The organism is Halarchaeum sp. CBA1220, from assembly GCF_003721175.2.
GTDB lineage: Archaea > Halobacteriota > Halobacteria > Halobacteriales > Halobacteriaceae > Halarchaeum > Halarchaeum grantii.
On record NZ_CP054710.1, the window covers coordinates 46,115 to 58,477 of the forward strand.

Consider the following 12,363-nt stretch of genomic DNA (forward strand, 5'->3'; position numbering starts at 1 on the left):
CCCTACCCGAGGTAGTTGACGACCCAGTAGAGACCGTACATCCCAATGAGGCCGACGCCGATGGGACGGGAGACGACGCCGCGGTAGAGCACGAGAAGGACGACGGCAAGCGCCGCGAGGAAGAACAGGTACTGGACGGTCCAGACGGCGCTCGAGATCTGGAGCGGCTGGATGAGCGCGAGCACGCCCACGTTGGTGGTGACGAAGAAGATCATACTGCCAACGACGTTCCCCGTGGCCACGGCAGGCCTGCCGTCACGAACGGGTTCGACGGTGAGAAATACCTCCTCGAGGCTACCAGTAGGTAGACGTCCCCAGAGGAGGCATGGGGGGCTTGGAACGGAGGTCGGGCGTTTTCTGCGAGGCGCAGCAGTGCGAGGTAGGTGAGAAGGTATTCCTACGCAACAGGTGAGCCGACTACTGACCTCACTCTGTTGCGTAGGAATCGCACGCTCGGCATCCCCGACCCCCGCCTCCGCTTGCTATCGGGACTCTCGAAACGCGTAGTCCCCACAGTAGTCTCTGTACCCCAGTCAGTAGCAGGACAGGAGGGTGCCAGAGGAAGAGATTCACACCGCCACAGTAGATGATCGAATCATTAGATGCAGGGACCCGAGTTATCACACGAGGATGTATTCTACTGTTCCTGTCAGATATATTGTGTGAGGGACAGGGAAGGGCTGCAGTAGGTGTTGGGCGGTCAGTGGAAAATTATTCACGGAGAAGCCGGCTGATCGATGTTCGACTGAGAAACCGTGGTGTTTGCTTGCAGTACGCTTCGTATGCGTCGCCATAGTGCTCACGGAGCCATGGCTCTTCAGCGAACGGGAAGAGGAGGTAAATGACGATTGTCAAGAGCCCGTGGAGGGCGAGTTTTCTGGAATTGACGGCGAGGAGCGTACCGACGATGAAGGTGACAAAGCCGACGCTCTGTGGGTTTCGCGTGTACTCGTAGATGCCATCCGTACGGAGTTCGCCCTCACGGCCACTACTCTCCATCCACCCGAGTTCGAACAACGCTGAGAGAGAAAACGCCATCCCGAGCGCAGAGACAAGGGCACCCGCGATACGGAGGGAGGTATTCGTGACGCTGGATGAGTTCCAATCGCGGTAGGCCAGCACGGGGAAACCGGCGAAGACGACCGAGAGAGCCGACCAGTTGACCCACCACCGCCACCTGCTGTCACCGATCGGCCACAGACGGCGGTCGGGAACGAGTGCGCTGATGACGTACCCGGTGATCAAGGTGGCGTCGGCGACAAGCGTGGCGAGGAGAGCGCGCTTCGATTGTGAGGACATGATTCCGCGTTGTCACCACCACGCCAAATTAGTTGGGTACGATGCCAACGGTGCGCTACACGATCGTCTCCCTCGCGACCGAGACGCGCTATGTATTACGCCGTCAATCGTGCTAACGCCACCTTCTTTCAAGCGAACTAAACTGACTCCCTCAGATCAACCTCTTTCTGTCCTCAGAGCTGCAGCCCGATACGGAACTTCAGGCCGGGTATAGCGACCCTATGGTTTCGATACGCAGACGATCCAATCCGAGAGATACTCCGGGCCTCTGTGAATCCTGGATTAGTTGCGCGTCACCAGCCACGCGATGGCGGCACTAGTCACCACCTCAACGATTCCGATACAGACAGCGGGGAGCGCAACAATCGGGAGGAAGCCGACGGCGACGCCGCCGGTGATCAGGACCACCATCACGACAGTGGTGATGTTGACTGTCGCAACGGTCGCTCGCTTTGCTGCACGTCTCAAGTCACGGTCGCGGGCGCTGACGGCGTCGCGGCCGTGTCGCAACGGTCGCTCGCTTTGCTGCACGTCTCAAGGGGGTCGTGGACGATCTTCTCGCAGTCAGCGCGTTCCGCCACCCGTTCGTGATGATATACATTCATCTCGTCATCGATAAGCCTATCTCCGTAATCGGCGTCGGGACGCCATCGTGGGAAACCGAGATGACACCCTTGAGGAAGCGACGATCGGTCACCACATATGCTCGACGCCGAAATGGACGAACAATGACAGAGAACGCCGGTACTTCGATTTCTCGGTTGATTAGTCCGTGGCCGGTCCTCGTCGCGCTGGGGATTGTCCTCTCGGAGACTGGCGTCTTCATAGGTGGGCCGCTGATTCCAGCCGCGGTCGGTGGAGTGATCCTCCTCGAAACGTGTGTGGTCGGTATACTGCGCGAATCTGGATACACTGAGACGTTCTCGCGACCCGCACTCGGGATGGGTGGGCTGTTCACTATCGTCGGAATCGGTCTCTCGGGTCTAACTGCGTACTGGATACGCGGAGTCGCCGTTCTCGGTGCAGGAATCCTCGCACTCGCGGGTGCAGTTGTCTGCTGGCTCTACGAGGAGAGAATGCTATGACCAAGCGCGCGCCCGTTCAGTCCGGGGCGAGCGTCGTCATCGCGATGCTGGTTGTCGCCGTCTTGGTCGCCGCTGGCTTCGGATACGCGGTTGGTGCGTCCGTCCTCCAGAACGCTGTCGAGCAGGGACTCGTCGCGACAGTCGGTCCTGTCTCTTTCGTCCTCTCTCCGATCAATCTCCTGCTCTACGGTCTCGTCACGGTCTCGATCGGGATGGCTGTCATCCTCGGGGTCGTGCTCGTTCTCGCCAAGTACGACACCGCGGTCCCCGAGTGACGCCCCAGTGTCTCGTTCAGGAGAGAAACGCGCCGGTCATCGGTGTGAGAGTGAGATAGGCGACTGTAAACTGGATGGCATTATAGGTCGCGTGGATGAACACCGGGACTGAGAGGTTCCCCGTTCTCTCGTACGCGGTTCCGAGTACGAGTGCGACGAGGAATACGCCACCGAGATAGACGAATTTTCCCTCCCCGGAGAGCGAAGAGACGTGGAGGAGGGCAAAGATCGCGCTCGCGAGCGAGATTGCCACAACCGGTGATAGCGTGCTGCGGAGTCGCCCCTGGATGACGCCGCGGAAAAGGAGCTCTTCGCCTGGTCCGACGAGGAGGTAGGAAAGTGGCACCATCAGTAGGAGGACGGCGGGATTCTCGGATGCAGTCGTCACGACCTGATTCGTCGCCGAGTCAAGGCCAAGGACGGTCACCGTCATGGAAAGGCCGACCCAGAGTATGAGCGTGAGCGCGCTTCCGCCTACAGCCCACGCGATATCCCCCCGTGACGGGATAGTCACCGGGATCGGAGGCGAGCCCTTGACGAGCCGGGTATACGCGAGCGCGACGCTCCCGAAGGCAACACCCTGGAGGAGCGTGGCGCTGAGGACGAGTTGGAGTGCGGGTCGTTCGAATATCGGCATACCGACCGAGACGAGGAGGCCGGCGCCTCCGGCGACGAGGAGCGCGCCGATGCCAAAGCCGACGATCGCGAGTGCGACAGCGACCGATATCGACCGGACCTGCTTCGAGGCGTCGTTCATACGTTCCGGTGGGGAGTGAGTGGGGAAATGCTGGCCGGTTTTCGGGTAGCTGTAGTGTCCAGCTATCTCGAACCACACCCCCAGAATTATTAACTCAACCAGATTCAATTGTTAAGTTGAGGTATTATCAAGGGGGTTTCTAACAGCGGGATTAATAACTTTCTGTGGGCTAGCATCGAATATGAGCGAACCGCCCGACCATGATGGGCACGACCACGACCATGATGGGCACGACCACGACCATGATGGACATGGTCACGAGGATAATGAACAAGTGGCGGATCTCTCGGGCGGGGAGACGGTGCAGTTGTCGGTGCCGGAGATGGACTGTCCGTCCTGTGCGGGGAAAGTCCGGAACAGCGTACAGTCCCTCGACGCCGTAGACGCAGTCGACGCACAGGTGACGACGGGAACGCTCACCGTCACTTACGACACGGACAGCGCGACCCCCGCGGACGTCGCCGAACGCGTCGAGAAAGCCGGCTATACCGTCGAGTCCGGCGTCGGGGAGACAACAGAGACGTTCACCGTTCCCGGGATGGACTGCCCGTCGTGCGCGGGGAAGGTCGAGAAGGCCCTCGACGCAGTCGACGGCGTCGCTACGTATCAGACGCAGCCGACGACGGGAACGGTCATCGTCACCTACGACCAGTCCCACGCTACGACTGACGAGCTCACGCACGCCATCGAGAACGCCGGGTACGAGGTCACCGAGACCACGGCGTCCGGCGACTCCAGTGGGAGCGACGTCGCGGCGACCGAGAGCGTCTGGCGGAGTGCACGCGCGAAGAAGACGTGGGTGAGCGGCGGTTTCGTCGCGCTCGGCCTCCTCTTCGAGTTCCTCCTCGGCGGCCAGAACGTGCGCGTCCTCTCTGGTCCGGTCGCGTTCACGCTCGCGGACGTCCTCTTCTTGCTCGCGGTCGCGGTCGGCGGCCAAGAGATCGTCCGCAACGGCTACTACTCGCTGCGGAACCGGAACCTCGACATCGACCTCCTCATGACCATCGCCATCTCGGGGGCGATCGTCGTGAGCCTCGTCTTCGGCGAGGGCCTCTACATGGAGGCCGCGACGCTCGCCGTCCTCTTCAGCGTCGCCGAGCTCTTAGAGCGCTACTCGATGGACAAGGCCCGGAACTCCCTCCGGGAGCTGATGGACCTCTCGCCGGACGAGGCGACCGTCAAACGTGATGGCCAGGAAGTCACCGTCCCCGTTGAGGATGTCCGTGTCGGCGATATCGTCGTCGTCAGGCCGGGCGAGAAGATCCCGATGGACGGCGAGGTCGTCGACGGCGAGAGCGCCGTCAATCAGGCGCCCATCACGGGCGAGTCCGTCCCCGTCGACAAGACCGACGGCGACGAGGTGTACGCGGGCACCATCAACGAGGAGGGCTACCTCGAAGTGCAGGTCACCTCCGAAGCGGGCGACAACACGCTCTCGCGGATCGTCGAGATGGTCGAGGACGCCCAGGCGAACAAGACCGAGCGCGAGCAGTTCGTCGAGCGCTTCGCCGGCTACTACACGCCCGCCGTCGTCGCGTTCGCCGTCCTCGTCACGCTCACCACTCCGTTCGCGCTCGGCGTCGCGTGGGAGCAGGCCATCGTCTACGGCCTGACGCTCCTCGTGCTCGCCTGCCCGTGCGCGTTCGTCATCTCCACGCCCGTCTCGGTGGTGTCGGGCATCACGAGCGCCGCGAAGAACGGCGTCCTCATCAAGGGCGGCAACCACCTCGAATCGATGGGCGAGGTTGAGGCCGTCGCCCTCGACAAGACCGGGACCCTCACGAAGGGCGAACTCACCGTCACCGACGTCGTCGCGCTCAACGGGAACAGCGAAGCAGACGTGCTACGCTGCGCTCGCGGCCTGGAATCCCGTTCCGAGCACCCGATCGGCGAGGCGATCGTCGAACACGCCACCGAGAACGGCGTCGGGAAGCGCTCGATAGACGAGTTCGAGTCGATCACCGGGAAGGGTGTGCGCGCCGACCTCGACGGGGAGGCCCACTACGCGGGCAAGCCCGGGTTCTTCGAGGAGCTCGGATTCGACCTCTCGCACGTCCACGCCGTCACCGATGGGGGCGTCGTGACGCAGACGTCCCGGCGGCTCTGCGAGCGGAATAACTGCCTCGACCTCCTCGAGGACGTCATCCCCGACCTCCAGTCGGAGGGGAAGACGGTCGTTCTCGTCGGGACCGAGGACGAACTTGAGGGGGTCATCGCCGTCGCTGACGAGGTGCGCCCTGAGGCGAACGCGGCGGTCAGCCGTCTGCACGACCTCGGTGTCGCGCACGTCGTGATGCTCACCGGCGACAACGAGCGCACCGCGCGCGCCATCGCCGAGCAGGTCGGCGTGGACGACTTCCGCGCGGAACTCCTCCCGGACGAGAAAGTCGAGTCGATTCGCGACCTCACCGAGGCCTATGAGGGCGTGGCGATGGTCGGGGACGGCGTGAACGACGCGCCCGCGCTCGCCACTGCGACGGTCGGCGTCGCGATGGGTGCGGCGGGCACCGACACGGCCCTCGAGACGGCGGACATCGCGCTGATGAGCGACGACCTCTCCCGGCTCCCCTACCTCTACGAGCTCTCGCACGACGCGAACGGCGTCATCCGGCAGAACGTCTGGGTGAGCCTCGGTGCGAAAGCCGCCCTCGCGCTCGCTGTTCCGTTCGGCCTCGTCCCCATCTGGGCGGCCGTACTCGTCGGCGACGCCGGGATGACGCTCGGCGTCACCGGGAACGCGATGCGCCTCTCCCGCCTCACGCCCACCAGGGAGGACTGACCACGACGCAATTACTGACCGATGACTGCACGAGACACAGACGAGTCAGGAGACGAGGACTCGCCCGGGCGACGCAAAGCCGGGAGTCCAGCTGATCACAGCCACGACGACCACGACGCTGAGCACGACCACGACGAGAGTGGCGACGGCGAGTCGGCGAGCGTGCGAAAGCTCGGCGTCGTCGCCGTCATCAACACGGTCGGGTTCGTCGTCGAACTCGCGGGTGGGCTCCTCTTCGGGTCGCTCGCGCTGCTGAGCGACGCCGTCCACATGCTCTTCGACGCGCTCTCCTACGTCATGGCGTTCGCCGCGACCTATACGGCCGAACGCTACGAGACGCCCGGCGAGTGGACGTTCGGCCTGCATCGGCTCGAACCGCTCGCCGCCCTCCTCAACGGCGCGCTCCTCGTTCCGATGGCGCTCGTCATCCTCTACGAGTCCTACCAGCGCTTCCTCGACCCCGTCCAACTCGACCCCGGTATGACGATCGTACTCGCGACTGGTGGGCTCGCGGTGAACGTGGCCTCGGTCATCTACCTCCACGGTGACGAACTCAGTCTGAACGAACGCGGCGCGTTCTACCACCTCCTCGGCGACACCGGCGCGTCCGTCGCCGTCATCGTCTCCACCGCAATCGTGGCTGTGTTCGATATCCGCGCCGTCGACCCCGTGACGGCCGCGCTCATCGCGGTCGTCATCATCTGGTCGGCCTACACGGTGCTCCGAGACAGTCTCGGCCTCATCCTCGAACGAAGCCCGATCCCGGTCGCCGACCTCCGAAGCGACCTCGTCGCGCTCGACGGCGTGGACGCCGTCTCGGACTGCCACGTCTGGCAGGTCTGTAGTCGCCTCACCGTTGCGACGGTCGCCCTCTCGGTCTCGGTCGACTCACTCGACGCACAGGAGCGCCTCCGCGAGCGCGTCCACGAGCAGGTCCGCGCCGCCGGTGTCGACCACGCCACCGTCGAACTCGCAACAGACCAGACGGCGACGACGTACGCGACCGACCACGCACACTAGACGAGTCGGTCGTCTCGCCAAACGAACACGCAACCTTGGAGCGGTCCGCTCAATATCTGGCACCCACTAGTAGGGTTCACTTGGACCCGATTACGGACGGCGACATAACGACGAGATCCGACCGACGAACCAGCCTCAAGATGGAACTGAACGGCCCCTCTCTCCCACACCCGATCATTCAGCTCCGTCCCTCGCCGTGAGCCGACCGAATACCCCCTCCCAATGACAGACACCGCATCGTCTCACCGAACCACCGACGCAACCACCGAGACCGCGTACTTCTCGATCAGTGGGATGCACACGCAGGCGTGCGAGTCCTACCTCGAACGGCGCGCGACGCGACTCGACGGCGTGAGCGACGCCACCGCGAGTTACACCGCGGAGATGATCCGCGTCACCTACGATCCCGCCCGAGTCGAACGCGATGTGATCGAGGAGGCGCTCTCCGCGTGGGGATACCGGGCATCAGACCCGACGCCAAAGGAGACGCCCACCGAGCGCAACGACTTCGACTTCGACCATCTCCGCACGATCTTCTCGGTCATCGCGGTCAGTCCCGTCTACATCATCTACGCCGCGTTCTTCTACCCCGTCTACCTCGGACTCATCTCGACCGACGCGCTCGACAATCACGCGATCGTCACCGGTCTCTACGGCCCGGTCGCGATGTTCACCACGATCACCGTCCTCGGCGTCGGATTCCCCATCCTTCGCTCGGCCGCAATCAGCCTCCGCGAACGCCGCCTCACCCTCGACGTTCTCATCGCGCTCACCGCCCTCAGCGCCTACGCCTACTCGATCGTCTCCCTGCTCTTCCTCGACCGCCTCTACCTCTTCTTCGACGTCGCGACCTCCATCGTTGTCCTCGCCACGATCGCGAATCACGCCCGTGCCCGCTACAAACGCCGGGCGGTTCAGGACCTCACCGATATCGTCGACGATACGGAGACGACCGCCCGACGCCTCCACGACGATGGAACGACCGGATCTGTCACGGTCGAGGAGTGCGTCGGCGGCGACCAACTCCTCGTGCGGCCGGGCGAACGCATCCCCCTGGACGGCACGGTCGTCGAGGGGCACGGCACGGTCAACGAGGCACTCATCACGGGCGAAGCGCGTCCACAGCGGAAGGTCCCCGGGGACGACGTCGTCGGCGGGTCCGTCGTCGCCGACGGCGCGTTCGAGATCGCAGTCACCGGAGGCGCGACGAGCACCCTCGACCGCCTCCGCGGTCTCGTCTGGGACCTCCAGACTGAGGGCGATTCGGCCGACCGGCTCACCGACCGCGTCGCCGCCGTCTATACGCCGCTCGTCGTCGTCCTCGCCGTTCTGACGCTCGGCGCGTGGACTGGAGTTGGGGCGACGACGGAGACGGTCGTTCGGACAGCGCTCATCGTCCTCGTCGTCGCGTGCCCGGTCGCACTCACGCTCGTCACGCCGCTCGCCATCGGACGCGGACTCGCCACCGCCGCCGCCCGCGACGTCCCAGTGCTCGACCAGACTATCCTCGAACGCGTCACCAACGTGGATGTCGTCGCCTTCGACAAAACCGGCACACTCACAACTGGCAAGATGCGCGTCGCCACCATCTATGCCCCCGATGCCGATGCCGAGGCGGTACGCCGCCGGGCGAGCGCCGTCGAGTCGCGTTCAAGTCACCCGATCGCGACCGCGATCCGCGAACACGCGTCGTCCGATAGCCCGTCCGTCGAGCGGTTCGAACGTCACCGCTACGGCGTCACCGCGACCGTCGACGGCGATCCGACCGCCGTCGGGAACCCACGACTCTTCGACGCGCTCGACTGGGAGACGCCCGCGCACGTGCAGGACGCTATCGAGTCCGTCCGCGCACAGGGGGCGATCCCGACAGTCGTCGGCTGGGATGACGTCGCACGGGGCGTGGTCGCCATCGAGGACGAACCGCGGCCGGACTGGGAGGCGACGGTGTCGGCGTTCGCCGAGGCTGGGCGGCACGTCGTCGTGATCACCGGCGACGACTCCGCAGCAGCCCACCGCTTCGCGGACCACCCCGCTATCGATGCCGTCCACGCGGACGTCGCCCCCGAAACCAAAGAGGGCCTCGTGCGTCGACTCCGCGAGGAGTACGGCACGGTGGCGATGGTTGGGGACGGGACGAACGACGCACCCGCGCTCGCCGCCGCTGACCTCGGCGTTGCGATGGTCTCCGGAAGCGACTTCACTGCGACCGTCGCGGACGCCCTCGTCACCGCGGACGACCTCTCGCCTGTTCGCTCGCTCTTCGCGATTGCGCGCGGCACGCGGCGGCGCCTCCGAGAGAACCTCCTGCTCGCGCTCGCGGTGCCCGCGATCGGCCTCCCGCTCGCCGTCATCGGGTACGTGACGCCGCTCGTCGCGACGGGCCTTACCGCAGTCGGGATCGCACTCGTGCTCGCGAACAGCCGCCGTGCGCTCACCCTCGACGACAGCGCGACAGATGTCTGATCGACCGCACCTCCAAACGGCCGGATACGCGATCGTTGAAGGAGTCGTCCTCGGAACCCCGACCGGGGTCGTCGTCGAACTCGCGATCCGTGCGTGGAGCGTTCCGACGGTCGTCCGCTGGTGGTGGGTCCTCTCCGTCCTCGTGCTCGGCGCCATCATTGCGGTCAGCCGCGTTGCATCATCGCTCTCCCTGATCCCGTCTTGGCCACGAACACGCACGCTCGAGCGAGCAATCACGTCACTCCTCGGCCTCAATTGGACGCTTAGCGTCTCCCTCGTCGTGCTCGGATTCGGAGATGCCGCCGGACTTTCGGACCGATCGCTCGCACTCGGAGCGGTCATCCTCCCGTTGGTCCTCTTCCACGAAGTCGCGTTCTTCGTTCAACTCTTCGACGCGGACGGCTAACGAATCGGGACACGCTCCTTCGAAGCATGCGGTCGTCTCAGCGTGCACGGGTCAGACGGGCAAGACCCGCGCTCGTTGCCATCTCGACGATGCCGAAGCAGACGGCGGGGAGCGCAGCGGCCGCGGGGAAGCCGGAAGCGACGACGAGTGCGGCGGCGACGGCGAAGTCACGCATCCCGACGGCGAACGTCCCGGCGGTTCGCTCTCGAGGTGTTCCACCCGCAAGACTCGTCGCAGTCCACCCGAGTCCGTAGCCAAGCACATTCAGGGATAGGGTACCGACCACGGTGAGCAAGACGAGCTGACTGCCGCGGAGCAGGGACGCGTTGGCGGCGGCAACCCCACCGATGATCAGGACGACCATCACGGCGGCGACAGCCGGGTAATAGTTGTCGTAGCGAGCGACGACGCGCTCGTAGCGTGACCGAGCGAAGATTGCGAGAGCCATCGGGAGGACGACGGCGATGAGTAGCTCCGTGACGAGCCGCCCGCCGGCGACGTGGACCGTTCCGCCGAGCAGTCCAGGAACGATTGCTGGCACGTAGCCGACGCTCACGACGCCGATCGTGACGAGCGAGATCGAGGAGAGCGCGACGTCCCCATCGGCGAGCGCGGTCATCGTCGGGGAAACGAGCTCCGGCGTGACGGCGCCGAGTAGGACGAATCCAGCCGTGATGGCGGGCGGCAGTCCGAGGCTACGAGCGATTCCGAACGCGAGCACCGGCATCACGCCGTGTGCGAGAAGGATCCCGGACAGGACACGACGGTTTACGGACCGCACGTCGTCGACCGAGAGGAGGAGGGCGGTGCTCCCGACCATCACGACGAGTATCGGCGTCGAGAACCGTGTGATGCCCGCGAGCGGCGGAAACACGACCCCGGCGAGGACAGCGAGAACTATCCAGCCGAGGAGATAGTCGGTAACCAGTCGTGTGAGTCGCACAGCTCGTTCTACCGTCGAACGAACTGAAGTACTCTCGGTTTGCCCTCCCCAGAGGCAATGGCACCCATCCCTGTCGCCGCTTGACCGACCTGGGTCTGCCTCTATCGATGTGCGAATCCACAGGAGAAGTACTCGAGCCGGTTTCTGACACCCTCAGATGCTTTGCGTTCCACTAGGGAGGGGGGCCGTTCTCGGGCCGGGTTCAGCCATGACGATATCGTCGTGGGGAGCCGACCGGACAGCGAATGTACAGCCGACGACGGGATCGAACTCGTCCATGAAGCCGGGCTCAGTCCGGTAGAAAGCGAATGCGAGTTCGGCGATCTGTTGGACTTCAGCACGCATGACGTGTGAGTCGATTCCCGGGAGAAGTCTATCCTCGTCGAGCGAGGAGAGCGCGAAGTCGAGATCCACGTCGATGTCGACGTCGGCGTATCCATATTTGTGCTCGCCTTCACGGTCGAGATCGTGGTGGTCGTCGTCGACGCCGAAGGAGGTGGGCGACATTGGGTTGGGATGTCCGGTAGCGGGGCCCTCGAATTCGGGCATCGCGATTCCGATCGCGTCGGTGAGAATCGTCTTCGTGTAGGGGCCGCTGAAGAATAAGAGGTCTTCGAGGCGGGTGCGTCCAGTGACTCGGTTGACGTCGAGGACTGCGAAGCGTTCGGCTTGGGGTACGAGCTGGTCGAGGAGGAAGTGGCCGCTATTCGCGGCGGAAATCGCGAGTTGGAACTCGTCGAGAGCACGGGCGACGATCGGGACGTACTCGGTCGGATAGCCGAGGTCGGTGACGGCGTGATAGATGTTCGTTGTGGTGACAGGAGAGTAGAGCGGCGTGGTTGAGGAGGCATCCGAGTCAGTGTCAAACGGAGTGTTGGTCGAGGGGTCAGCCATGAGCAATCGGTTTACCCCCGTCCTGGTATTTGAATCTGAGCGAGAGTACGCCGCAAGACGTGGTCGACACCCCCATCCCTTTTTCGAGTTGTACCAGAGTGAGGGAGGGGGAGTTCCTGGAAGCGCATAACCTGCTCGTCGCAGGGAAGATCCTCCAGCAGGTCTGCGATACCATCGTATGGGTGTAGATTCCCAAGCATCGCTATGAGGGATGGTGAGGCCCTCTATCCCAAGTTTACACATCGATGACGGGGGGGGCGTTTGATTGGGTTTGCGCTTCGATGACGAGGTGGGACTTACACATCGATGACGGGGGGTGTGCTGGCCCGAGTGAGCGGTTGCTCGAGGGAGGTGAAGGATAGTGGTCGAAATTTGTTTCGAGGTATGATTTACACATCGATGACGGGGGGTGTGAGAGCTGGAATGGAATATTCACCATACG

At 64.0% G+C, this 12,363-nt stretch carries 12 protein-coding genes; 6 read left to right on the top strand and 6 right to left on the bottom strand.

The window, feature by feature from the left end; translation table 11 throughout:
* Positions 1–2: 2 nt before the first annotated feature.
* The 3 genes from EFA46_RS16320 to EFA46_RS16325 form a co-directional block, all read right to left on the bottom strand.
* Positions 3–242 (bottom strand): hypothetical protein, encoded by a 240-nt coding sequence (locus EFA46_RS16320; RefSeq protein ID WP_255494168.1) that lies wholly within the window; start codon positions 240–242, stop codon positions 3–5.
* A 469-nt stretch (positions 243–711) separates the two neighbouring features.
* Positions 712–1,299 (bottom strand): isoprenylcysteine carboxylmethyltransferase family protein, encoded by a 588-nt coding sequence (locus tag EFA46_RS15505; protein WP_123078924.1) that lies wholly within the window; start codon positions 1,297–1,299, stop codon positions 712–714.
* A gap of 282 nt (positions 1,300–1,581) precedes the next feature.
* Positions 1,582–1,710, bottom strand: coding sequence for a hypothetical protein (locus tag EFA46_RS16325; protein ID WP_255494169.1), 129 nt, complete (start codon positions 1,708–1,710; stop codon positions 1,582–1,584).
* Between the two features lie 134 nt (positions 1,711–1,844).
* Between EFA46_RS16325 and EFA46_RS15510 the strand changes: the two genes are divergently transcribed.
* Both EFA46_RS15510 and EFA46_RS15515 read left to right on the top strand, forming a co-directional pair.
* Complete coding sequence (locus EFA46_RS15510) at positions 1,845–2,384, top strand: hypothetical protein (RefSeq protein WP_148040732.1); 540 nt, start codon at positions 1,845–1,847, stop codon at positions 2,382–2,384.
* Positions 2,381–2,659, top strand: a complete 279-nt coding sequence (locus tag EFA46_RS15515; RefSeq protein ID WP_123078929.1) for a hypothetical protein — start codon at positions 2,381–2,383, stop codon at positions 2,657–2,659. The genes EFA46_RS15510 and EFA46_RS15515 overlap by 4 nt, the downstream gene beginning before the upstream one ends.
* Positions 2,660–2,675: 16 nt before the next feature.
* On the opposite strand, the gene EFA46_RS15520 is transcribed toward EFA46_RS15515, so the two are convergent.
* Positions 2,676–3,416 carry a CPBP family intramembrane glutamic endopeptidase gene (locus tag EFA46_RS15520; RefSeq protein ID WP_123078931.1) on the bottom strand — a complete coding sequence of 247 codons (741 nt, stop codon included), beginning with the start codon at positions 3,414–3,416 and terminating at the stop codon, positions 2,676–2,678.
* Between the two features lie 181 nt (positions 3,417–3,597).
* On the opposite strand from EFA46_RS15520, the gene EFA46_RS15525 reads away from it, so the two are divergent.
* The 4 genes from EFA46_RS15525 (at position 3,598) to EFA46_RS15540 (ending at position 10,084) form a co-directional block, all read left to right on the top strand.
* Entirely contained in the window at positions 3,598–6,195 is a 2,598-nt protein-coding gene (locus EFA46_RS15525; protein WP_123078933.1) for a heavy metal translocating P-type ATPase, read from the top strand.
* A gap of 21 nt (positions 6,196–6,216) precedes the next feature.
* Positions 6,217–7,215 carry a cation diffusion facilitator family transporter gene (locus tag EFA46_RS15530; protein WP_123078935.1) on the top strand — a complete coding sequence of 333 codons (999 nt, stop codon included), beginning with the start codon at positions 6,217–6,219 and terminating at the stop codon, positions 7,213–7,215.
* A 222-nt stretch (positions 7,216–7,437) separates the two neighbouring features.
* The gene (locus EFA46_RS15535) at positions 7,438–9,678 is read left to right on the top strand and encodes a cation-translocating P-type ATPase (protein ID WP_123078937.1); all 2,241 of its coding nucleotides are present in this window, start codon (positions 7,438–7,440) and stop codon (positions 9,676–9,678) included.
* Entirely contained in the window at positions 9,671–10,084 is a 414-nt protein-coding gene (locus EFA46_RS15540; protein WP_123078939.1) for a hypothetical protein, read from the top strand. Before EFA46_RS15535 ends, EFA46_RS15540 begins: the two co-directional genes overlap by 8 nt.
* Before the next feature lie 37 nt (positions 10,085–10,121).
* Here the strand turns inward: EFA46_RS15540 and EFA46_RS15545 are convergent, their stop codons facing one another.
* Both EFA46_RS15545 and EFA46_RS15550 read right to left on the bottom strand, forming a co-directional pair.
* Entirely contained in the window at positions 10,122–11,027 is a 906-nt protein-coding gene (locus EFA46_RS15545; RefSeq protein ID WP_123078941.1) for a bile acid:sodium symporter family protein, read from the bottom strand.
* Positions 11,028–11,180: 153 nt separating this feature from the next.
* Positions 11,181–11,921 (bottom strand): hypothetical protein, encoded by a 741-nt coding sequence (locus EFA46_RS15550; RefSeq protein WP_123078943.1) that lies wholly within the window; start codon positions 11,919–11,921, stop codon positions 11,181–11,183.
* Positions 11,922–12,363: the final 442 nt, after the last annotated feature.

Coding starts and splice junctions, on each gene's coding strand:
- EFA46_RS15505 (WP_123078924.1), bottom strand. CDS start 1,299: ATGTCCTCACAATCGAAGCGCGCTCTCCTCGCCACGCTTGTCGCCGAC.
- EFA46_RS16325 (WP_255494169.1), bottom strand. CDS start 1,710: ATGGTGGTCCTGATCACCGGCGGCGTCGCCGTCGGCTTCCTCCCGATT.
- EFA46_RS15515 (WP_123078929.1), top strand. CDS start 2,381: ATGACCAAGCGCGCGCCCGTTCAGTCCGGGGCGAGCGTCGTCATCGCG.
- EFA46_RS15520 (WP_123078931.1), bottom strand. CDS start 3,416: ATGAACGACGCCTCGAAGCAGGTCCGGTCGATATCGGTCGCTGTCGCA.
- EFA46_RS15525 (WP_123078933.1), top strand. CDS start 3,598: ATGAGCGAACCGCCCGACCATGATGGGCACGACCACGACCATGATGGG.
- EFA46_RS15530 (WP_123078935.1), top strand. CDS start 6,217: ATGACTGCACGAGACACAGACGAGTCAGGAGACGAGGACTCGCCCGGG.
- EFA46_RS15535 (WP_123078937.1), top strand. CDS start 7,438: ATGACAGACACCGCATCGTCTCACCGAACCACCGACGCAACCACCGAG.
- EFA46_RS15540 (WP_123078939.1), top strand. CDS start 9,671: ATGTCTGATCGACCGCACCTCCAAACGGCCGGATACGCGATCGTTGAA.
- EFA46_RS15550 (WP_123078943.1), bottom strand. CDS start 11,921: ATGGCTGACCCCTCGACCAACACTCCGTTTGACACTGACTCGGATGCC.